Source organism: Pseudomonas sp. GXZC, assembly GCF_026967615.1.
Classification (GTDB): domain Bacteria; phylum Pseudomonadota; class Gammaproteobacteria; order Pseudomonadales; family Pseudomonadaceae; genus Aquipseudomonas; species Aquipseudomonas azotoformans_A.
This window is the reverse complement of the sequence record NZ_CP114115.1, coordinates 3,999,126-4,020,787: the sequence shown is the minus strand read 5'-3', so window position 1 is coordinate 4,020,787 and position 21,662 is coordinate 3,999,126. Positions and strand designations below refer to the sequence as shown.

Below are 21,662 nucleotides of genomic sequence, written 5' to 3'. Positions count from 1 at the left end.
TTCAAGCGACGGCAACGACGTCGAGAATGCGCTGCACCACACGGTCTTGGTCAATGCCAGCGGCTTCGGCTTCGAACGACAGGATGATGCGATGGCGCAGCACGTCGAACAGCACCGCCTGGATATCTTCCGGGCTGACGAAGTCGCGACCGGCCAGCCAGGCATGGGCGCGGGCACAGCGGTCCAGGGCGATGGAACCGCGTGGGCTGGCACCGTACGCTATCCACTCGGCCATTTCCGGGTCGAACTTGGCCGGCGTGCGCGTGGCCATCACCAGTTGCACCAGGTATTCCTCCACCGCGTCTGCCATGTACAGGCCGAGGATTTCCTTGCGTGCGGCGAAGATCGCCTGCTGGCTGACGCGGCGCTCCGGCTTGGTTTCGCCGTTGAGCGCTTCGCCACGGGCTTGTTGCAGGATGCGCCGCTCGACGGCGGCGTCCGGGAAACCGATTTTCACATGCATCAGGAAACGGTCGAGCTGGGCCTCGGGCAGCGGGTAGGTGCCTTCCTGCTCGATGGGGTTTTGCGTGGCCATCACCAGGAACAGCGGCGACAGGTCATACGTGCTGCGCCCGACGCTGACCTGGCGCTCGGCCATGGCCTCCAGCAAGGCCGACTGCACCTTGGCCGGGGCGCGGTTGATTTCGTCCGCCAGCACCAGGTTGTGGAAGATCGGTCCTTGCTGGAACACGAAGCTGCCGGTTTCCGGGCGATAGATCTCGGTGCCGGTGATGTCGGCGGGCAACAGGTCGGGGGTGAACTGGATACGATGGAACTGCGCTTCGATACCTTCGGCCAACTCTTTGATGGCCTTGGTCTTGGCCAGGCCTGGCGCGCCTTCCACCAGCATATGGCCGTCGGCGAGCAAGGCGATCAACAGGCGATCGATGAGTTTTTCCTGGCCGAGAATCTGCGTAGAAAGAAAGGTTCGCAGCGCGAGCAGCGCTTCACGATGTTCCATCGATGACGGTTCCTGGAGAGATGAGCCCGGTGGTCGAGAAAAAAACGCCGGGCTTGGGAGGCTTACTTTAATGCATCGAAGGGGCTGGCGACTAACGGCGTAACGGGTATTTTTGGCAAATCTTGTAGGATTTTTGTGTGGTCACTGCGGATTGGGCTCGGTCTTTGTAGTGAGCGGGCTTGCCCCGCGCTGCGTGGCGAAGCCGCGCTAAATCCAGGCAGCACGGTTTTTGAGGCATCGTGGAGACTCGATTGGGGCGGCTTCGCCACCCGGCGCGGGGCAAGCCCGCTCACTACAACAGCCCGTTAGGCGCAGGAAATCAAATTCGGGTGAAGGTGCCAGTGCCTTTGAGGATGTTTTGCAGGGTTTCCTCGACTTCGGCCAGGTCCGACGCGCTGGTGGCGTGGGTGATCTCCAGCTGGTCCTTGCCGCCCAGTGCATCGGCATCGCCTGCGGCCAGCTCAACCAGCAGCGTCGTGGCGCCCAGGGTGACTTTCAGCCCGTCGAGGGTCGACGGCTCGTAATCCCAGGTCAGTTCCACTTCGTCTTCATCCGGGTAACGGGTCAGCATGAACATCTCGCCGGTCTTGCCGTGACAGCACAGCATTGCCATGTTGTCTTCTTCGTTATCGCACGGGGTGACCATCAGGGCATCGGTTTTCAGCTGCAGCATGGGGAATCCTGTCTGGGGTAAGGCGTAATGCGGGCAATTGTGCCATTGCGGCGAATTTTGTGCTGCATCCTGTGTCAGACCCAGTGCATGACCTGACGGGCAATATCAGTCATTTCTGGTACTCGCAGGCGGTTCAACAGGCGGTTTTTTGCCTGGAAATAGCGGGTTGCCCAAGTCGCAACCCCACGCCTGCTTACCGATGACCGAATATGTCGCAGCGTCGCAAGCAGTGGGCTTCCCACACTCGTTAAGCTGCGCAACGGATGTGCATGAGCCAGGCGCCTGACCTGCCCGTCGTACCGTCACCCGGCAAGGTGCGCATCTTATGGAAGTTGTATGTGACCTCATTGTCTTGTCCAGCTTCACCCACCTGTCACCCTGATTCGCTAGTGTGCTTATATCAGTACCAGCGAACAGCGCTGACGGTCTCCCCGCAAGGGGATAACACGCGACGCTTCCATCAATAACAAGCCCAAGCGGAGTACCACAGATGGCGTTCTTCACCGCAGCCAGCAAGGCCGACTTCCAGCATCAACTGCAAGCGGCACTGGCGCAGCACATCAGTGAACAGGCACTGCCACAAGTGGCGCTGTTCGCTGAACAATTCTTCGGCATCATTTCCCTGGACGAACTGACCCAGCGTCGCCTTTCCGACCTGGCCGGTTGCACTCTTTCTGCCTGGCGCCTGCTTGAGCGCTTTGATCACACCCAACCGCAAGTGCGGGTCTACAACCCCGATTATGAACGTCATGGCTGGCAGTCGACCCATACCGCGGTCGAAGTGCTGCACCATGACCTGCCGTTCCTGGTGGATTCGGTGCGTACCGAGCTGAACCGCCGCGGCTACAGCATTCACACCTTGCAGACCACCGTGCTCAGCGTACGCCGTGGCGCCAAGGGCGAGCTGCTGGAGATCCTGCCAAAAGGCACCCAGGGCGAAGGCATCCTGCAAGAATCGCTGATGTACCTGGAAATCGACCGCTGCGCCAACGCCGCCGAACTGAACGTGCTGAGCAAAGAGCTGGAGCAGGTGCTGGGCGAAGTGCGCGTGGCCGTAGCCGATTTCGAACCGATGAAAGCCAAGGTCCAGGACCTGCTGGCCGGTATCGACGCCAGCCAGTTCAGCATCGATGGCGAAGAGAAAGCCGAGATCAAGAACTTCCTGGAATGGCTGGTGGGCAACCACTTCACCTTCCTCGGCTATGAAGAATTCGTGGTACGTGACGAGGCGGACGGCGGTCATATCGAATATGACGCCGATTCGTTCCTCGGTCTGACCAAACTGCTGCGCGCCGGCCTCACCGCCGATGACCTGCGCATCGAAGACTATGCCGTAGCCTACCTGCGTGAACCGACTGTGCTGTCGTTCGCCAAGGCCGCGCACCCGAGCCGCGTACACCGCCCGGCGTATCCGGACTATGTGTCGATCCGTGAGATCAGCGCCGACGGCAAAGTGATCAAGGAACACCGCTTCATGGGCCTGTACACCTCGTCGGTGTATGGCGAAAGCGTGCGGGTGATTCCATATATCCGTCGCAAGGTTGCGGAAATCGAACGCCGCTCCGGCTTCCAGCCCAAGGCTCACCTGGGCAAGGAACTGGCGCAGGTGGTTGAAGTATTGCCACGCGACGACCTGTTCCAGACCCCGGTCGACGAGCTGTTCAGCACCGTGATGTCGATTGTGCAGATCCAGGAACGCAACAAGATCCGCGTGTTCCTGCGCAAAGACCCGTACGGTCGTTTCTGCTACTGCCTGGCCTACGTGCCACGCGACATCTATTCCACCGAAGTGCGCCAGAAGATCCAGCAAGTGCTGATGGATCGCCTGAAGGCCTCGGACTGCGAATTCTGGACGTTCTTCTCCGAGTCCGTGCTGGCCCGTGTACAGCTGATCCTGCGGGTTGACCCGAAGAACCGCCTGGACATCGACCCGCTGCAACTTGAAAAAGAAGTGGTGCAGGCCTGCCGCAGCTGGCAGGACGACTACGCCAGCCTGGTCGTGGAAAGCTTCGGCGAAGCCCACGGCACCAACGTGCTGGCCGACTTCCCGAAAGGCTTCCCGGCCGGTTACCGCGAGCGTTTCGCCGCGCATTCGGCCGTGGTCGACATGCAGCACTTGCTCAGCCTCACCGAAGCCAACCCGCTGGTGATGAGCTTCTACCAGCCGCTGGGCCAGGTGTCCGGCCAGCGCGAGCTGCATTGCAAGCTCTACCACGCCGATACCCCGCTGGCGCTGTCCGACGTGCTGCCGATCCTGGAAAACCTCGGCCTGCGGGTGCTGGGCGAATTCCCGTACCGTCTGCGTCATGCCAATGGCCGTGAGTTCTGGATCCACGATTTCGCGTTCATCGCCGCCGAAGGCGTGAACCTCGACATCCAGCAGCTCAACGACACCCTGCAGGACGCGTTTGTACACATCGTGCATGGCGACGCCGAAAACGATGCGTTCAACCGCCTGGTACTCACCGCCGGCCTGCCTTGGCGCGACGTGGCACTGCTGCGTGCCTACGCCCGTTACCTGAAGCAGATCCGCCTGGGCTTCGACCTGGGTTACATCGCCAGCACCCTGAACAACCACACCGACATCGCCCGCGAGCTGACCCGGTTGTTCAAGACCCGCTTCTACCTGGCGCGCAAGCTCACCGCCGAAGACCTGGAAGACAAGCAACTGCGCCTGGAACAAGCGATTCTTTCGGCCCTGGACGACGTTCAGGTGCTCAACGAAGACCGCATCCTGCGTCGCTACCTGGACCTGATCAAGGCGACCCTGCGCACCAACTTCTACCAGACCGACGCCAACGGCCAGAACAAGTCGTACTTCAGCTTCAAGTTCAACCCGCACGCGATCCCTGAACTGCCTAAGCCCGTGCCGAAGTTTGAAATCTTCGTGTACTCGCCACGGGTAGAAGGCGTGCACCTGCGCTTCGGTAACGTTGCGCGTGGTGGCCTGCGCTGGTCCGACCGTGAAGAAGACTTCCGCACCGAAGTGCTCGGCCTGGTAAAAGCCCAGCAAGTGAAGAACTCGGTCATTGTGCCGGTGGGTGCGAAGGGCGGCTTCCTGCCGCGTCGCCTGCCACTGGGCGGCAGCCGTGACGAGATCGCGGCCGAGGGCATCGCCTGCTACCGCATCTTCATTTCCGGCCTGTTGGACATTACTGACAACCTGAAGGACGGCGCCTTGGTGCCACCGGCCAACGTCGTGCGTCATGACAACGATGACCCGTACCTGGTCGTCGCAGCGGACAAGGGCACGGCGACCTTCTCCGACATCGCCAACGGCATCGCCATCGACTACGGCTTCTGGCTGGGTGACGCGTTCGCGTCCGGTGGTTCCGCCGGTTACGACCACAAGAAGATGGGCATCACTGCCAAGGGCGCGTGGGTCGGTGTGCAGCGTCACTTCCGTGAGCGCGGCATCAACGTGCAGGAAGACAGCATCACCGTGGTCGGCGTCGGCGACATGGCCGGTGACGTGTTCGGTAACGGCTTGTTGATGTCCGACAAGCTGCAACTGGTCGCGGCCTTCAACCATCTGCATATCTTCATCGATCCAAACCCGAACCCGGCGACCAGCTTCGTCGAGCGTCAGCGCATGTTCGAGCTGCCGCGTTCGGCCTGGACTGACTACGACACCAGCATCATGTCCGAAGGCGGCGGTATCTTCTCGCGCAGCGCGAAAAGCATTGCCATCTCGCCACAGATGAAAGAGCGCTTCGACATTGCGGCCGACAAGCTGACCCCGACCGAACTGCTGAATGCCTTGCTCAAGGCGCCGGTGGACCTGTTGTGGAACGGCGGTATCGGCACCTACGTCAAGGCCAGCACCGAAAGCCATGCCGACGTAGGCGACAAGGCCAACGACGCGCTGCGCGTCAACGGCAACGAGCTGCGCTGTAAGGTAGTGGGCGAGGGCGGTAACCTCGGTATGACCCAGCTGGGTCGTGTGGAATTCGGCCTCAATGGCGGTGGTTCCAACACCGACTTCATCGACAACGCCGGTGGCGTGGACTGCTCCGACCACGAAGTGAACATCAAGATCCTGCTCAACGAAGTGGTGCAGGCCGGTGACATGACCGACAAGCAACGCAACCAGTTGCTGGCGAGCATGACCGATGAAGTCGGCAACCTGGTGTTGGGCAACAACTACAAGCAGACCCAGGCCCTGTCCCTGGCTGCGCGCCGTGCCTACGAGCGTGCCGCCGAGTACAAGCGCCTGATGAGCGACCTGGAAGGCCGTGGCAAGCTGGACCGCGCCATCGAGTACCTGCCGACCGAAGAGCAGCTCACCGAGCGCGCCGCGAACGGCAAGGGCCTGACCCGTCCGGAACTGTCGGTGCTGATTTCCTACAGCAAGATCGACCTCAAGGAAGCGCTGCTCAAGTCGCTGGTGCCGGATGACGACTACCTGACCCGTGACATGGAGACCGCCTTCCCACCGAGCCTGGTCGCCAAGTTCTCTGAGGCCATGCGTCGCCACCGCCTGAAGCGTGAGATCGTCAGCACCCAGATCGCCAACGACCTGGTCAACCACATGGGTATCACCTTCGTTCAACGACTCAAGGAGTCGACCGGCATGAGCCCGGCGAACGTGGCAGGCGCTTATGTGATCGTGCGTGACATCTTCCACCTCCCGCACTGGTTCCGTCAGATTGAAGCCCTGGACCACCAGGTTTCCGCTGACGTGCAACTGGAGTTGATGGATGAGCTGATGCGCCTGGGCCGCCGTGCTACACGCTGGTTCCTGCGCAGCCGTCGCAACGAGCAGGACGCTGGCCGTGATACCGCGCACTTCGGTCCGCACCTGGCGGCGTTGGGCCTCAAGCTCGACGAACTGCTGGAAGGCCCGACCCGCGAAGGCTGGCAGAACCGCTACGGCAAATACACCGAAGCCGGTGTGCCGGAGTTGTTGGCACGCATGGTTGCAGGTACGACGCACCTGTACACCTTGCTGCCGATCATCGAAGCCGCTGATGTGACCGGGCATGACGCCGCCGAAGTGGCCAAGGCCTACTTCGCCGTCGGCAGCGCCTTGGACTTGCCGTGGTACCTGCAGCAGATCAGCGATCTGCCGGTGGCCAACAACTGGCAGGCCCAGGCCCGTGAAGCCTTCCGCGACGACGTGGACTGGCAGCAACGCGCAATCACCATCTCTGTGCTGCAAATGGCCGACGCGCCACAAGACATGGAAGCCCGCGTGGCCCTGTGGCTTGAGCAGCACAAGGACATGGCGCAGCGTTGGGTGGCGATGATGGTGGAAATCCGTGCCGCTGTGGGGACGGACTACGCCATGTACGCGGTGGCCAACCGTGAGTTGCTGGACCTGGCATTGAGCGGTCAGTCGGTGCTGTAACCGGCTTGATTCCGCTGTAGGACAAAAAGCCCCGTATCCTGAGATACGGGGCTTTTTTTATGGCTTAAAAACTGGCGTTGCCCAGGCAGGGCTGGATAACTGTTTTCAAACCGTTGTTGTTAGCAGGCAATAAGAATGTCGCGGTCAGCGGCTTGCCACCCTCTTTGGCGGGCGCTATTGAGAGTTTTAGTGTCTGGCCGCGTGAGGCATCGCTGGCCCAGTAGGCTAATTCGTCATGGGGGACAGCAGCACTGAGCGCAAATACCGTACCGATCTGGAACGCTCCGCCGTAAGTCCAGATGCCGTTTACCGGGTGGTCGATGGCCGTGCGTGTTGCCGTAGTGATACGCAACGGACCATCGGTGCTGGCGTCTGGACCTTCGAAAGGCGCGACGTCAAAGCCCAGTGCTGTTGGTGTGATTTGCAATGCAAGGCTGGCGGTCGGGCTCTGCGGCGAACAGCTGATCTCAAGGCTGGCCTTGACGTGGTAGTCGCCGTAAGCGCTGCCACCGAAGGTGCGGGCGGTGAGCATGGGGCTATCTGCGTAGGGTTGTTCAAGCAACCACACGGGGGCTGCCGGGGTGATGATGTAAGTCCCGGCAGTTAACGCGTCGCCGGCCCGTGCATCGGCACTGAACTGTGTGACGACCAGGCCAGTGACCAGTGCGAAAGTGAGGGGGTGCATAGTGCTATTCATCCGCGTTCAAGGCTTTAGGAATGAATGTAATTCTGCGGTTCTATGACGGTCCCTGCTGTCGGTGATTTCGTAGATCAGCGTTGTAATTGTAGTCAGCCAGGGTGGGCCATCTGGCCATCGTGGCTCAGCAATTTGGCTTCCAGGTGATCCAGGTGTTGGGTCATCAGGTTCATTGCGCGGTTCACATCGCGTTGTTCGACTGCATCCACAATCGCTTCATGCTCCTGCCACGCGCAATAGGTACAGGCCTTCGCTTCGTACTGGGCGATGATCAAGGACGTTAACGGCACCAGGCTGTTGAGAAATTGCGCCAAGGGCGCGTTACGTGCCATTGCTGCCAGTTGCAGGTGGAATTCGCCGGACAACCGGATCGCTGCTCCACGCTGATCACGCTCGATGTACTCGCGTTCCCGTGCGATCAGCTCACGTAGCTGGCGGATTTGTAGTGGTGTGGCTTGGGCGCAGGCCAATTGCACCACAGTCATTTCCGTCAATCGCCGCGCTTCCAGGATTTCCCGGGTTTGCTGTGTATCCGGCGCCGCCACCTGGGCACGCTGGTTGGGGCGCAGGATGATCACTTGCTGATGGGACAGCTTTGCCAATACTCGGCGGATCACACTGCGGCTCACCCCAAAAATCTCGCCCAGGCCTTCTTCGGTAAAGCGACTGGCCGGGGCGATCCGCTGTTCCAGGATGGCGTCGAACAGGCGTGGGTAGATGTCGTCCACCGAAGGTTTTTTACCAGCGACCAGGCGCAGGGTTGGGAGGATCGGTTCGTAGTGCAAGGCGTGGGCGGTCATGGCCTGTCTCCAAAAAAATCAGCTGCCCAGATGGTCGTCCGGGATGTTCAAGCGAATGCCCATGCGCAGGCCTTCCTGAAGGATGTGCCGACGCATCTCGGCACTGGCCAGGGCGCTGTTCTTGTTGCGAATGGCGCGCACCACGGCGTCGTTTTCCTGCAGGCGTTCGGCCAGGTGTTCCGGCGAGTTGCGCAGTACCTGGGCGCTTTGCTTGAGGGCGTTGCTGGTCTGTTGCACCACGTTCTGGAAGATCGGGTTGGAGGTGAGGGCGAACAGTTCTTCGTGAAAGCCGATGTAGGCGTTCATCCCGGCTTCGGCGTCGCCGGCGTCAAGGGCTTCGCGCATGTCCATCAGGGTCAGGCGCAGTTGGCCGACTTCCTTGCTGCTGATGGACTGGGCCACCAGGCCGACAATGAAGGGTTCGAGGGTGTAGCGCAGTTGCAGGATGTCTTCCAGGCTGGCGTCGGCCACGGCGTCGCTGGACTGGGGTTCGCTGACGCTGGTTTCCAGCACCACCACGCCTTTGCCGGGCATGGAGCGCACCAGGCCGAGGGTTTCCAGCACGATCACTGCTTCACGCAGGCTGGGGCGGCTGATGCCCATCTGTTCGGCCAGTTCGCGCTGGCCGGGGAGCATTTCACCCCGGCGCCACTGGCCACGCGCCAAGGCGGCGCGGAGTTTTTCTACCACTGAATTGACGACGGTTGAGGTGCTGATCACGTCGTACGCTCCTTAAGAATGAATGAAGGGCCGGCCACCCGGCCCCGCAAAATCAGAACTCCTGATGCGCCGGCAACACTGGTTGCTTGGCCTGGAAGGCATACCCTTGCTGGCCGTCCAGCACCTTGTTGGCGCGCTGGAGGTCGATGTCTTTTTCCCAGCGGGCGATGGCCACGGTGGCGACGCAGTTGCCGATCAGGTTAGTCAATGCGCGACCGATGCCCATGAACCAATCCACCGCCAGCACCAACACCAGACCCACCACCGGGATCGCCGGAATCGCCGTAAGCGTCGCCGCCAGAATCACCAGCGCCGAACCGGGAATGCCGTGGGCGCCCTTGGAGGTGATCAGCGACACCAGCAGGATGGTCAGCAGGTCGGTCATCGACAGCGGTGTGCCGGTGGCGTTGGCGATAAATACGATGGCCAGGGTCAGGTAGATGGAGAACCCGTCGAGGTTGAACGAATACCCCGTCGGAATCACCAGGCCCACGGTGGAGCTGCCGATGCCCAGGTGTTCGAGTTTACGCATGATCTGTGGCAGCACGGCGTCGGAGGAGGCGGTGCCCATCACGATCAGCAGTTCTTCACGCAGGTACTTGAGCAGCGGCAGCATGCGCAGGCCCGACAGGCGCATCACCAGGCCGAGGATCAGCCCGACGAAGGCAAAGCACGTCAGGTAGAACAAGCCCACCAGGCTGCCCAGGTGTTGCAGGGAGTCCAGCCCGTAGGTGCTGGTGGTGAAGGCGATCGCGCCAAACACGCCGATCGGCGCCAGGCGCACGATCATGCCCATGATGCGGAAGATCACATGACTCAATTCGTTGATCAGCCGCGAGATACCCGAGGCGGCTTCGCCCACCAGGTTCAACGCACTGCCGAACAGCACCGAGAACAGCAGCACTTGCAGCACGTTGTTGTCGGCAAAGGCGCCGATCACCGAGTTGGGGATCAGGTCCATCAGGAACTGGCTGGTGCCGCGGATGTGTTGACCTTTGTCGGCCAGTTCATTGAGGCCGGCGGACGACAACTGCTCCAGGTGGATATTGGCGCCTTGGCCGATACCGGTGCTGAAGGCCATCACCAGCCCGATCACCAGGGCGACGGTGGTGAGCACTTCAAAGTAGATCACCGACTTGAGGCCGATACGCCCGACTTTCTTCAGGTCGCCTGCACCGGAAATGCCGCTGACCACCACGCAGAACACGATCAGGCCGATCAGCATCTTGATCAGCTTGATAAAGCCGTCACCCAGGGGTTTAAGTTGCGAGGAGAATTCGGGAAGGGCCAGGCCGCAAATGATGCCGAGCATCAGACCAATCACGACTTGCAGGAAAATCGAACGCGAGCACCATCTGAGCATGGGAGGGATCTCTATTCGGTGCCCTGGTGGTTCCAGGGCTTAATTGTTGTGGTCATACCGGTAAGTCCAGTGCGGGGCCAGTCTACGCCCGGTATTTTTGAAATCACAAGCAATTATTTGACGGTTGACAGGTCCCGGTCTGACCAGTTGGTCGGTAACGGCGATGCTTGAGCGGTTGGCGTGCGAGAAATTTTTTCGCTTATCATCCGCCGCTCGGCACATGAGGTGATGGATGGACACACCAGGACTGACCCCTGACGAAACCGGGCAGACCCACTGCACCTGGCGCACAGCTGCGCCGGAATACCTGCGTTACCACGACCAGGAGTGGGGCGTGCCGGTGGCGGATGATATCCAGCTGTACGAAAAGGTCTGCCTGGAAGGCTTCCAGGCGGGCCTGGCATGGATCACCATCCTGCGCAAGCGTGAGCAGTTTCGGGCGGCGTTCGACGGGTTTGATTTCAGAAGGGTGGCGCAGTACGGCGAGGCGGATATCGAGCGCTTGATGCAGGAGCCGGGCATCGTGCGCAATCGGGCCAAAATCGTGTCTACCATCAACAACGCGCGGCGAGCCTGTGAACTGGTGGATGAGACGGGTTCGCTGGCGCGCTGGCTGTGGGCGTTTGAGCCCAGTGAAGACGAGCGCCCGGCAGTGGTGGATATGGCTTATTGGACAGGCAACCCCACGTCACCGGCTTCGGTGCACTTGTCCAAAGCCCTGAAGAAACGCGGTTGGACCTATGTGGGTCCGACCACGATGTATGCGTTGATGCAGGCGATGGGGATGGTCAATGATCATTTGGAAGGCTGTGCGTGCCGGCCACAGATCGAAGACCTGCGCCGGCGGTTCCAGCGACCTTAGGGCTTACTGCTTGAGAGGCGTCAGCACTTCAGCCTTGTCATCCAGCACCATCACCACCAGCAACTTGGCCGGTTTTGTCTGGCTGGCATTGCTCGATTCAAAGTGCCGGGAACCCGCAGGTTCGTAGAACGATTCGCCGACCTGGTAGGTCTTCGCTTTCTCATCATTCACCCGCGATGTGATCGCGCCTTCTAGCACATAGGCCACGGCAGTGCCGGTGTGGCTGTGGGGCACGGTGGCCTGGCCAGGGGCGTAGTCCACGGTGAGCATGAGGGTTTTCTTGCCGGGTACATTGGTCAAGGCGTGTTCTTGCAAGACCTTGATCGATTCCTGGTTGTACACCGGTTCGTGGGCAAAGGCGCTGAGCGAGGCGAGCATCAGGGTGGCGGCGAGCAGTGGTTTCATGGCGAAATTTCCGAGTAGTTCGAGACCTCTTCACCCTACGCCGCAAGGCCTGGGTGACCAATGACCAATCCTGGCGAAGAGCAGGAGACCAATACTTCAGTGGTCGAAATCCAGGCGACGGGCCAGGTGTTCACGGGTCAATTCGATAAAGCCTTGCAGGGCCGGTAATGCGAAGTGTGCGCTGAGCTGCTCGGCACAGGACCAGCGTCCCGTGACGGTCCACAGGTCGGGGTCCATCGGGTCGCGCTGCACCCCGTAATCCAGGCAACCGGGGGCGGTGCGCACCGCGTCGGCTATCTGCTGCAGGCGCTCGCCCAGTTCCGCTGAGCGCCCGGCGGCCGCGCGGACAAGGACAGTGTTGAAGGCACAGGCTGGCATGGCGATGGTCTCCGAGGGCGGGGTCAGTGCACAGGCTAGAGCCTGGCGACGCCAGGACCAATGACCAATCCGCCGGAAAATCCGCTAGCCAATCTGCTGGAGAATATCGCGCACCTTGTCCAGCGCCGGGTCGATATCCAGGGTTTCGATGGCGCCAAAGCCGATGATCAGGCCAGGGCGTACTGGCGCATCGTGGAAAAATACATCCAAGGGGTACAAACCCACTTCTACCCGGCGCGCCAGTTCCATCAGCAACGGGATGTTCACCGGCACCTTGCACAGCGCCGCCATGTGGAACCCGGCCACGGTAGGCACCGCTTCGAACCAGGGCGACAAGTCGCCTGCCAGGCGTTGCAGGATGCGTTCACGGCGCCCGGCGTAGACCGTGTGGCAGCGACGGATATGCTTGAGCAGGTAGCCTTCACTGATGAACTTGGCCAAGGCCCATTGCGGCAGCGTCGAGCTGTGTTGGTCGGTCAATTGCTTGGCCTTGAGCACTGCGCCGTAAATCGCCGGCGGCAGTACCGCGTAGCCCAGGCGCAGCTCCGGCAGCAAGGTTTTCGAGAAGGTGCCGACGTAGGTCACCACGCCACGGGTGTCCATGCTTTGCAGGGAGTCGGTGGGCCGCCCTTCGTAGCGGAACTCGCTGTCGTAGTCGTCCTCGATGATGATTGCGCCCAGCTCGAACGCCCGTGCCAGCAAGGCTTCACGGCGTGGCAGGCTCATGGGCATGCCGAGCGGGAACTGGTGCGAGGGCGTCACGTAGATCAGTCGTGTGCCGTCGGGAATCCGCTCGACCTGAATGCCCTGTTCATCCACCGGCACGCTGGCGACGCTGGCACCCATCGCCATGAACATCTGGCGTGCGGGGCTGTAGCCGGGGTCTTCCATGGCGACAATGCTGCCCGGTTCCAGCACGACGCGGGCGATCAGGTCCAACGCCTGTTGCGCGCCGTTGGTGACCACGATGTCGCTGTCACGGCAGTTGACCCCGCGCGAGAACGCGATATGCCCGGCGATAGCGCTGCGCAGCGCCGGCAAGCCTTCGGGCTGGCTGTAGAAACCACTGTTCTGAGCGATGCGCCGCAACGCGTCCTGGGTACAGCGCCGCCATTCATCCTGGGGGAACTGGTTGCGGCTGGTGGCACCGCCGATGAATTCATAACGCAGTGTGCTATCGCGGGTGGGGTGGCGCATGGGCGAGGGCAGTGACTGCCATTTCGCCAGGTTGGCGGCGCAGGCCAGGTCGGTGGCGGCTTGCAGGCGTTCGGTCTGTGGCGCACGAGCGTTGACGAAGGTGCCGCGACCGGTCTTGCCGATCAGCAATCCCTCGTAGGTCAGGGTGGCGTAGGTATCCGACACGGTCTTGCGTGACACGCCCAACTGCTCGGCGAGCAAGCGGCTGGGCGGCAGCTGAGCGCCGGCGGCCAGGCGCCCGGAGCGGATGGCTTCGTGCAGTTGCTGGTACAGCTGTTCGGCCAGATCCTTGCGGCCGTTGATCACGACGTGCAGTTCCATGTTGCATCCCAAGGCTTCAGTCTGCGCCAAGACTACGCGCTAGCGCGGTGGGTGCAAAATGGTCTGCGCATAAACCGGCCGATTGGCTATAGGGCTTATGTCGTGGGGCTTTTAGGCTGGGATGTCATTTCAGAGAACTGCCCAATGGAACCCCGCCTGGATTACTACACGGCCTCGCCGCAAGCCCTCAAGGGGATGCTGATGCTGGAAGCGACACTGTTTGACCTGTCTGTCGAAAAGCCGCTGCTGGAATTGGTGAAGATTCGCGTGTCGCAGCTCAATCATTGTGCGTTCTGCACGGACATGCACGGCCAAGCCGCATTGAGTCGTGGCGAAACCCCCAGGCGATTGCTTGCGTTGTGCGTGTGGCAGGAATCGCCGCTGTTCAGCGCGCGGGAAAGGGCCGCGCTCGCCTGGAGCGACGCCATCACGACATTGGCCACCTCCGACGTACCTGACGTGGTGTATCAGGTCCTGCGCATGGAGTTCACAGAGCAGGAGGCCGTGGACCTGACAATGGCCGTGTCCACGATCAGCGGCTGGAACCGCCTCGCTGTAGCGTTTCGCCAGCGGCCGCCCGGCTGACGGTGTTTTCGGGGCAGGACATATGCACCGCAGTTCCACCCGGCAAGGCTTCACTATCGACGCAGTGCGCTGTTTATGCGCGATGTCGAATAGGGGAGTGCTGCAGATGGGAGTTTCACGGGATGGGGCGCGTCAGCAGGCCCTGGGCGCGCTGGACAGTGCGTTGGGGCCGTTGAGGATCGGCGAGACCGCGATCAGCCGCGCGCTACTAGACAGCATGGGGGCTCAACTGGATGGGATGAGCATTCCGTTGGCGCGTTTGAACGTCGCGCAAGCAGATCAGGTGCTGATTGACCAGATAGGTTTTTCAGCGAGCCACCTCAAGGCAAGCCTGGCAAGTGCAGACACGGGTACCACAAGCTTGGCCTCTGCCGTCCTGTTTGAGTTGGCTTCCCTGCGTTCTGCCTGGGTACCTGCATTGCTTGACCAGGTTGAGGCGCCGGACACCACGATCAACCGGCTCGACCGGCTCTTACAGTCGGTGCAAAGCGTCAATCTCAACGATCTGAGCCGCGTGCAAAGCCTGCCCGGTTGGGCGGACAAGGTAAAAAGCCACGGTCTTCAGACCCTTGGCTCGGGGCTTCAACTCTACAGTTTCTACAGCGCAATACGCGGCGTCAGCGAGGCAATTAGAACGGGTGACACCCGCGAGCTGCTGTTTGAAGGGGGGGCTTTTACCGCCGAAGTGGTTTCCCTGGGGGTAGAACTCGCGCTGGAACGCGCCGGTACGAAAATGATGAGCGCTGCTCAATCGGTGTATCGCGGCTTCTGTGCTTCGCGTGCCGGCTTGATGTTGCAGCGTGGTGCGGGGTTGATCGCTTCGGTCTTGACCTTGCCTTTCGACATTGCCCAGGCCGCTATCGCACTGTCAAAAGCCGCTGAGTCGGAGGGCAAAGCGGCTCAGGACCTCTATGTAGAGGCCGGATTCAGCCTTGCCAGCGCCGCCTTGAGTATCGCGCTGGGCGCCGCTGCGTTGGCCGGTTTCAGTGCCGCCGGACCTGTCGGCTTGGTCGCCTCTGCAGTGCTTATAATCGGTGCCCGCGCTTATGCGGCCGGACGCGTGGTTGATGAAATACATGACTACATTGAGCTGAGTATCCACGAACGTCTGCGCACTGGGTGGTTTGCGTTTATAGGGGTGGAACTAGATGAAAATGTGACTGATCGCTACAAGATCAAACGCACAGATTCGGTTCATACGCGCGCGCTGAAGGCCCAGGCCAGGGCGCTGCTTGATGGTGAACTCAAGAGCACCGTGCAGGCTATCGTCAATGGCAAGTTTGAAGTGCGCCTGCAGACAATACGCCACTGGAGGCACCAGTGGGCCGAGTCAGAAGGTGAAAGCGCCTATGTGCAGGTGCGTGAGCCGGTGGTCCAGGATCTCGACGATTACTTCGATGCGCGAAAGGATGGGGCCATTGACACATTGCCCGAGGCGCACTGGGGCACAAAAGGGCCTGAAAAAGGTGTGGTCTGGCTGCTGGGCGGCGGCAATGACACGGTGCTCGGCGTGACGGCCAACCCCAATCACTTTCGCTATACCAGCGGCAAAAAGTATCTGTTAGGCGGCAGTGCGGATGACGAGTTTGTTTTCGAGGTGCCCAGGGAGACCTTTTCAGCGCCGAATGCCCCGGTACACGAATCGACATTGATTGGCGCTGCGGGAGTCAACACGCTGAACCTGGTCGGCGATGCAAGGGCGTGGGGGCGCGCAGGGTTCAATGTGAACCTGGGAGCAGGGACTGTGCATTTGAATACCGACACCCCCCGCAAGTGCATGGCATTGTGGAACATTCAAAACATCTCTACGTTGCCCGGCGCCGACAACATCGTGACCGGTAGCAATGAGGCCAATCGCATCGTCATGCAGGGGAGGCAAGACATCGTCGATGCAAACGCTGGAGACGACCACCTGCTGATACTGGAGGGCAGTGCCAGGGTCAACGGTGGGCCAGGCGCGGATTACTATGAAATTTCCGAGCGGGTACGCGATGTTGTCATCGTGGAAGATGGTCAGCAGGCAAGCCTCATCCTGCTCAACTGGGCCTTCAGCCGTATTCAACGCTGGTGGATCATGGGGGGCGAGTTGAGGGTCGCCTCGGTGCTGGGTGAAGACGGTGAGTTACCTGGCCCCTCGGTCACCGTCCAGGGCGTCTACACATCGTGTGAAGGCAAGCGCTATCTCGAGAACAAGCAGTTCAGCTTCCTTACCAGCGACGGCTACCGGTTGATACCGTTGTTGCTCGATGAACTGGAGGCAACAGGTGAGTACCCGGTGAGTATGGAGGTCATCGTGCCCCAGGGGCCTATCTTGTCTCCCGCTGTCCTGGGCCCAGGTCAGTCCATTTCCCTGGCGGCAAGAAAGTTCGATTATTTCTTCAGTCGTGGTTTTGGCGAATCAGTCATTGATGCGTCAGCAGGCATGGACACTTCACGGTGTTCTCTATATGTGGACTATGACAGTCAGGAGCTGTCGGTCGTGTACACGCACTATCATGTTGCTACGCGGCGTCAGAGCAACTTTGACTATCTGTACTACACAGCGGTCGAAATAAGATTTGTATTCGTCGGTGGTCGAGTGCTTACACTTAATAACTACGCGGCCCAGCCGTCGGATAAATGGACAAGTGTTGGTGGCGTATTACAGGCGAGTGCACTCAAGCCACGGCTCGCCTGTGTTGTTGTTATGCGCGACGGTGTTTCTTATCGGTTACTGCCGCCCGTGCAATCTTATATCAGTGACCACGCCAGCCCAGGCCATAAGCGCATGGATGGCAGCGCATCATTGGTCTTGCGAAACGGCTTTTATCCGTTCTTCAGGCCGAGGCGAGCTAAAAGTATCAATCTGACCACAGACCCTCAGCGGGTAATAGTGAAGGAACCACCCCATACCGAAACCTACCAGCTGTTAGGGCAAGGGGGTGTGTATGAGCTTGAGTTGAGGTCCTGGGCCACCCTTGAACTGTCCACTCCAAGTGCGGGGGCCAGGAAGTCTGGCGCATCGACGTGGGACATCCATTGTACTGGGCTAGTGGAGGACGTTGACCTGGATAACATCGTTGTTGATAAAGACCAGATAAAGATTGGAAGTGTTTCTGTGCAAATTTTATCGCACGATGATCCGGGCGCTCCTCTGGAAAACATACGGATTTATTCCAGGCAAGGTGTGCGATACGACGTCAGGCTGGATATTGGAAAAGTGTTCATTGCCAGTGTAGCCGCCCGTGCCGGACGCTCTGTCGAAGACGTGTTGAAGCTGTTACGCCACGGTCGGCAAAGAAGCAGTGTGTCTATGCCTCATGTTAATGTCGTGGGGCTAAGTTTGAGGGATGGTACATACGGTACTGTTTATTACGATTGGGTGAGCGACCGCTGGGTCTTGGAAACAGAAAAAACGCGACAGATTTCATCTGGCCAGTTAATGATCTCAAGTTGATTTAATCTCCCGCCGGTATTCGTCGAATACCCGGTACTTCAGCTCACTTCGTTTTGTTATAGTCAGGGGCTCTTATATGAAGCAATATACATCTGGTTCCGTGCCTTCGGGGACGGGGCACGCGCCTACTCGTCCCTTGGGAACGGCTCCTCAAGCTCGCACCTCGTTTTCCACTGTGGATTTCGCGCACAGGGCCACTTCGGCGGAACCGAGCCTGCTTGAGGACAATCCTTCATTGGGGATTTTTGGTGCAACGTATCAATACATCGTCGATTTGCCGTCAACTCCCGAGGTCACTCGAAACCCTGTTTTTGTGCCCCATGGCGATCCCATCCCGGCCCCTGATCCCACCACCGGCCTGCGCCATTATGCTTCGCGTGATTATGCGGACACAGAGGATGGGACAACCGTGATGGTTACCCATGATCCCGTTACCGGAGAATGGCATGAAAGGGCGCCTGATTCGCGGGTGACGCGAGGCCCTGCTCTTCATTGGATGGCACCGACGATGACTTGGCGCAGTGGTTCGCCCGACAGTTCTTCCTCCTCCTCTTCCCCTGGCGTCAGCCATAGCGATTCCGGTTCATCACTCAGCCACAGCACCTCATCGTCGTCTATACCCCGCACTATGAGTCATGTGAATTTATCGAGCGTCACACGTATTGACCCCGTTTGGAGCCTTGCCCCTTATAAGTTGGTCGCGGGCGGGGCTCCAACTCTTTCGACTGCGCCAACAGGGTTCAAGTCCTTGATGATCGGTCGCGAGCAGTTCTTCGTGGATATCCATTTTGGCGATCTGTCTGGAACTGTCCCGCACGCGAAGCCTGATCTTTATTCGGTCGATATGAGTGGTAAACGGATCAGGGTTGGGCGTGTCGAACCTAACGGTTTATATCAGGTGAACGGTCTTCGACATTACCTTCCCCTCGGCAGTGACTTTTACGCGGTGGCCTTTGACAGTGCAGGAAAACAGTGGAGTATCACCTGCCCACAAGGCACGGTACTGCCCGATATTCGGATTGAAATGGGCAGTGCACCGGATAAGTGGGTGCCGACACTGGCAGTGGACAATGTACTGGACTTGTTCCAATCGTCCCGACAGAACAGAGGTTATACCTCGTTGGTTGGCCCGGTCGATTTGGCAGGAAATAGCCATGATCGGCAGGTATATAGCTATATGCAGAACTACCTGCGGCAAATTATCGGCTTTTGCGACCCGTTCATTCGCAGGGCGCCGATGGCGATGAAGGGGGACATGATTGATGCTTACATTTGGACGAATGGGTATCCCTATGACTGCCTGACTGCCATTCATGCTGCGTTGGCGCGCGGGCAGCCGCTCCCCCCCGGAATGCCTGTGTTCGATGCGCTTGAAGGGTTGGGTACGGTTAAATGTTCCAAGAACGGTAACTTCAGCGTGGCGCGCATCAGTTCGCAGCGGCAGCTTTGCTACCCAGACAGAACCAGGTCGGCGGCCGAGAATGACCTGCTGGTTGAGTGGAAGAAATGCCGTGATGCCAAGGATGGAAAAGCACAAGGTGAGCGGAATGAACAGATGTATGAAGCCCGGCTGACGGAAGATGGCTACACGTTGCTTCCGGGTGGGACCTACGGGGCCGGGCAGAACGGCTTTGACCGCGTATTTGAAGGGCCGACTGGCAATATCTACTTGCTAGAGGTCAAGCACGTCAGTAAGAAACCATCTGGCGAACTGGGCAATGCTAGCTTGGGAAGCATGACGGACGCGCGCCAAATGACGGACAAATGGGTGAGAAGAGTATTGGGGTTTTCCGATCCGACCTCGGCTGCAAATACAGCGGTTTCAAAGGCGTTGGCCAGGGGGCAGCTATTTAAACTGTTAGGTACGACGACAGAAGACGGCCAGCTCATCCTATTTAAGATTGACATGAGTCTCGTGGATTTCTAGCCATCGCACGATGGGTATCGGGAGCGAGCATCTACCCGCTCCCGCGCAGAGTCTCAGGAGAGGAACCCCCCGTCCACGTTGAGCGACACGCCCGTGGTGTAGCTCGATGCATCACTGGCCAGGAACAGCACCGCGCCGGCCATTTCGCTCGGGTCGGCCACGCGCTTGAGGGGGATCTGCGCCAGGGCCATTTTCAGGATCGCGTCGTTCTTCACCAGCGCCGAGGCGAACTTGGTGTCGGTCAGGCCCGGCAGCAGGGCATTGCAGCGAATGCCGAACGCTGCGCATTCCTTGGCGAACACCTTGGTCATGTTGATCACAGCGGCCTTGGTCACCGAGTAGATGCCCTGGAACACACCGGGGGAAATCCCGTTGATCGACGCGACGTTGATGATGCTGCCGCCGCCGTTCTCGCGCATCAGCTTGCCGGCTTCCACGGACATGAAGAAGTAGCCCCGGATGTTCACGTCAACGGTCTTCTGGAACGCACCGAGGTCGGTGTCCAGGACGTTGCAGAACTGCGGGTTGGTGGCGGCGTTGTTGACCAGAATATCCAGGCGCCCGAACTGTTCGCGGATACCGGCGAACACTTGGGTGATCTGTTCCATTTCACCGATATGGCAGGCCACGGCCGTGGCCTTGCCGCCGTCGGCGATGATCGCGTCGGCCACGTGCTGGCAGCCTTCGAGCCTGCGGCTGGAGACGATCACATGGGCGCCTTGCTGGGCGAGCAACTTGGCGATGGCCTCGCCGATGCCACGGCTGGCGCCGGAAACGAATGCGATCTTGCCATCGAGGTCGAACAGGTGGGTCTTGGACATAGCGGTTCCTTAAAGGGACGATTTGCTGATGACGTTCAGGCTCATCTGCTCCAGCAGCTTGTTCATGTGAATGAACTGCGCAAAGCGTTTGTCCTGGGTCTGGCCATGGAAGAAGCGGTAGTAGATCTGTTGCACGATGCCGGCCAGGCGGAACAGGCCGTAGGTGTAGTAGAAGTCGAAGTTGTCGATCTGGATGCCCGAGCGCTCGGCGTAGTAGTCGACGAATTCACGGCGGGTGAGCATGCCTGGCGCGTTGCTCGGCTGGCGGCGCATCAGTTGCACCGGCGCCGGGTCGGCCGCTTCGATCCAGTAGGCGAGGGTGTTGCCCAAGTCCATCAACGGGTCGCCGAGGGTGGTCAGCTCCCAGTCCAGCACGCCGATGATCTGCATGGGGTTGTGCGGGTCGAGGATCACGTTATCGAAGCGGTAGTCGTTGTGCACGATGCTTGATGTCGGATGGTCGGCCGGCATTTTGTCGTTGAGCCAGGCGCGTACCGCTTCCCAGCGCGGCGCGTCGGGGGTCAGGGCTTTCTCGTAGCGATCGCTCCAGCCACGGATCTGGCGCTCTACATAGCCTTGCGGCTTGCCCAGGTCGGCCAGGCCGCAGGCGCTGTAGTCCACCTGGTGCAGTTCGACGAACTTGTCGATGAAGCTTTTGCACAGTGCTTCGGTCTTGGTTGCGTCCAGGCCCAGCTCAGGCGGCAGGTCGGAGCGCAGGATGATGCCGTTGACGCGCTCCATCACATAGAACTCGGCGCCGATCACCGATTCGTCTGTGCAATGCACATAGGCCTTGGGGCAATAGGGGAAGCCATCTTTGAGCTGGTTGAGAATGCGGTATTCGCGACCCATGTCGTGGGCGGACTTGGCCTTGTGGCCAAAGGGCGGGCGGCGCAGCACGAATTCCTGGCCAGGGTATTCCAGCAGGTAGGTCAGGTTGGACGCGCCACCGGGAAACTGGCTGATCGTGGGCGTGCCGCTCAGGCCGGGGATATGGGCCTTGAGGTAGGGATCGATCAGGCTGGCATCAAGTTCTTCGCCTGGGCGAATCTGGGTCGATTGGTCGTTCAGCGCCATGCTTATCCCTTCTGCTTATTCTAAAGGCCTTGGACTATTTCCTAATCTAATGCGCACAACCGCCCAGCGACAAGGTCGGGGCGGCTTAA

Annotated in this window: 16 protein-coding genes; 5 read left to right on the top strand and 11 right to left on the bottom strand. The window is 59.9% G+C overall.

Features of this window, described 5'->3' with window-relative positions:
- Position 1 precedes the first annotated feature (1 nt).
- A complete protein-coding gene (locus tag OZ428_RS18645) occupies positions 2-961 on the bottom strand; it encodes an AAA family ATPase (RefSeq protein ID WP_003174327.1) in 960 nt (319 codons plus the stop codon).
- A 319-nt stretch (positions 962-1,280) separates the two neighbouring features.
- Positions 1,281-1,634: a hypothetical protein gene (locus OZ428_RS18640; protein ID WP_269130843.1), complete on the bottom strand. Its 354-nt coding sequence runs from the start codon at positions 1,632-1,634 to the stop codon at positions 1,281-1,283.
- Positions 1,635-2,124: 490 nt separating this feature from the next.
- On the opposite strand from OZ428_RS18640, the gene OZ428_RS18635 reads away from it, so the two are divergent.
- Positions 2,125-6,984, top strand: coding sequence for an NAD-glutamate dehydrogenase (locus tag OZ428_RS18635; protein WP_269130842.1), 4,860 nt, complete (start codon positions 2,125-2,127; stop codon positions 6,982-6,984).
- A 64-nt stretch (positions 6,985-7,048) separates the two neighbouring features.
- Here OZ428_RS18635 and OZ428_RS18630 read toward each other — a convergent pair whose 3' ends face one another.
- The 4 genes from OZ428_RS18630 to OZ428_RS18615 form a co-directional block, all read right to left on the bottom strand.
- On the bottom strand, positions 7,049-7,669 hold the full coding sequence (locus OZ428_RS18630; protein ID WP_269130841.1) for a hypothetical protein: 621 nt from the start codon (positions 7,667-7,669) through the stop codon (positions 7,049-7,051).
- A gap of 104 nt (positions 7,670-7,773) precedes the next feature.
- Entirely contained in the window at positions 7,774-8,481 is a 708-nt protein-coding gene (locus OZ428_RS18625; protein ID WP_269130840.1) for a GntR family transcriptional regulator, read from the bottom strand.
- 18 nt (positions 8,482-8,499) lie between these two features.
- Positions 8,500-9,201, bottom strand: a complete 702-nt coding sequence (locus tag OZ428_RS18620; RefSeq protein ID WP_016980165.1) for a FadR/GntR family transcriptional regulator — start codon at positions 9,199-9,201, stop codon at positions 8,500-8,502.
- A 52-nt stretch (positions 9,202-9,253) separates the two neighbouring features.
- The gene (locus OZ428_RS18615; protein WP_269134198.1) at positions 9,254-10,579 is read right to left on the bottom strand and encodes a C4-dicarboxylate transporter DctA; all 1,326 of its coding nucleotides are present in this window, start codon (positions 10,577-10,579) and stop codon (positions 9,254-9,256) included.
- Between the two features lie 217 nt (positions 10,580-10,796).
- Here OZ428_RS18615 and OZ428_RS18610 point away from each other — a divergent pair, with 217 nt between their 5' ends.
- The gene (locus tag OZ428_RS18610) at positions 10,797-11,426 is read left to right on the top strand and encodes a DNA-3-methyladenine glycosylase I (RefSeq protein ID WP_269130839.1); all 630 of its coding nucleotides are present in this window, start codon (positions 10,797-10,799) and stop codon (positions 11,424-11,426) included.
- A 3-nt stretch (positions 11,427-11,429) separates the two neighbouring features.
- Here OZ428_RS18610 and OZ428_RS18605 read toward each other — a convergent pair whose 3' ends face one another.
- The 3 genes from OZ428_RS18605 to pdxR form a co-directional block, all read right to left on the bottom strand.
- Positions 11,430-11,831 (bottom strand): cupin domain-containing protein, encoded by a 402-nt coding sequence (locus OZ428_RS18605; protein WP_269130838.1) that lies wholly within the window; start codon positions 11,829-11,831, stop codon positions 11,430-11,432.
- A gap of 96 nt (positions 11,832-11,927) precedes the next feature.
- Positions 11,928-12,209 (bottom strand): putative quinol monooxygenase, encoded by a 282-nt coding sequence (locus tag OZ428_RS18600; protein WP_033902410.1) that lies wholly within the window; start codon positions 12,207-12,209, stop codon positions 11,928-11,930.
- Positions 12,210-12,293: 84 nt separating this feature from the next.
- Positions 12,294-13,727: a MocR-like pyridoxine biosynthesis transcription factor PdxR gene (gene pdxR / locus OZ428_RS18595; RefSeq protein WP_269130837.1), complete on the bottom strand. Its 1,434-nt coding sequence runs from the start codon at positions 13,725-13,727 to the stop codon at positions 12,294-12,296.
- Between the two features lie 144 nt (positions 13,728-13,871).
- Between pdxR and OZ428_RS18590 the strand changes: the two genes are divergently transcribed.
- From OZ428_RS18590 to OZ428_RS18580, 3 genes are all read left to right on the top strand, one after another.
- Positions 13,872-14,312, top strand: a complete 441-nt coding sequence (locus tag OZ428_RS18590) for a carboxymuconolactone decarboxylase family protein (RefSeq protein ID WP_269130836.1) — start codon at positions 13,872-13,874, stop codon at positions 14,310-14,312.
- Between the two features lie 22 nt (positions 14,313-14,334).
- Positions 14,335-17,748: a calcium-binding protein gene (locus OZ428_RS18585; RefSeq protein ID WP_269130835.1), complete on the top strand. Its 3,414-nt coding sequence runs from the start codon at positions 14,335-14,337 to the stop codon at positions 17,746-17,748.
- Between the two features lie 76 nt (positions 17,749-17,824).
- Complete coding sequence (locus tag OZ428_RS18580; RefSeq protein ID WP_269130834.1) at positions 17,825-19,675, top strand: hypothetical protein; 1,851 nt, start codon at positions 17,825-17,827, stop codon at positions 19,673-19,675.
- A gap of 53 nt (positions 19,676-19,728) precedes the next feature.
- On the opposite strand, the gene OZ428_RS18575 is transcribed toward OZ428_RS18580, so the two are convergent.
- Together OZ428_RS18575 and OZ428_RS18570 are read right to left on the bottom strand one after the other, a co-directional pair.
- The gene (locus OZ428_RS18575; RefSeq protein ID WP_269130833.1) at positions 19,729-20,496 is read right to left on the bottom strand and encodes an SDR family oxidoreductase; all 768 of its coding nucleotides are present in this window, start codon (positions 20,494-20,496) and stop codon (positions 19,729-19,731) included.
- Between the two features lie 9 nt (positions 20,497-20,505).
- On the bottom strand, positions 20,506-21,573 hold the full coding sequence (locus tag OZ428_RS18570; protein WP_269130832.1) for a phosphotransferase family protein: 1,068 nt from the start codon (positions 21,571-21,573) through the stop codon (positions 20,506-20,508).
- Positions 21,574-21,662 lie beyond the last annotated feature (89 nt).

What these genes read in the sequence shown, in the direction of transcription:
- OZ428_RS18645 (WP_003174327.1), bottom strand. Translation starts at nt 961, where the DNA reads ATGGAACATCGTGAAGCGCTGCTCGCGCTGCGAACCTTTCTTTCTACG.
- OZ428_RS18640 (WP_269130843.1), bottom strand. Translation starts at nt 1,634, where the DNA reads ATGCTGCAGCTGAAAACCGATGCCCTGATGGTCACCCCGTGCGATAAC.
- OZ428_RS18635 (WP_269130842.1), top strand. Translation starts at nt 2,125, where the DNA reads ATGGCGTTCTTCACCGCAGCCAGCAAGGCCGACTTCCAGCATCAACTG.
- OZ428_RS18630 (WP_269130841.1), bottom strand. Translation starts at nt 7,669, where the DNA reads ATGCACCCCCTCACTTTCGCACTGGTCACTGGCCTGGTCGTCACACAG.
- OZ428_RS18625 (WP_269130840.1), bottom strand. Translation starts at nt 8,481, where the DNA reads ATGACCGCCCACGCCTTGCACTACGAACCGATCCTCCCAACCCTGCGC.
- OZ428_RS18610 (WP_269130839.1), top strand. Translation starts at nt 10,797, where the DNA reads ATGGACACACCAGGACTGACCCCTGACGAAACCGGGCAGACCCACTGC.
- OZ428_RS18605 (WP_269130838.1), bottom strand. Translation starts at nt 11,831, where the DNA reads ATGAAACCACTGCTCGCCGCCACCCTGATGCTCGCCTCGCTCAGCGCC.
- OZ428_RS18600 (WP_033902410.1), bottom strand. Translation starts at nt 12,209, where the DNA reads ATGCCAGCCTGTGCCTTCAACACTGTCCTTGTCCGCGCGGCCGCCGGG.
- pdxR (WP_269130837.1), bottom strand. Translation starts at nt 13,727, where the DNA reads ATGGAACTGCACGTCGTGATCAACGGCCGCAAGGATCTGGCCGAACAG.
- OZ428_RS18590 (WP_269130836.1), top strand. Translation starts at nt 13,872, where the DNA reads ATGGAACCCCGCCTGGATTACTACACGGCCTCGCCGCAAGCCCTCAAG.
- OZ428_RS18585 (WP_269130835.1), top strand. Translation starts at nt 14,335, where the DNA reads ATGCACCGCAGTTCCACCCGGCAAGGCTTCACTATCGACGCAGTGCGC.
- OZ428_RS18580 (WP_269130834.1), top strand. Translation starts at nt 17,825, where the DNA reads ATGAAGCAATATACATCTGGTTCCGTGCCTTCGGGGACGGGGCACGCG.
- OZ428_RS18575 (WP_269130833.1), bottom strand. Translation starts at nt 20,496, where the DNA reads ATGTCCAAGACCCACCTGTTCGACCTCGATGGCAAGATCGCATTCGTT.
- OZ428_RS18570 (WP_269130832.1), bottom strand. Translation starts at nt 21,573, where the DNA reads ATGGCGCTGAACGACCAATCGACCCAGATTCGCCCAGGCGAAGAACTT.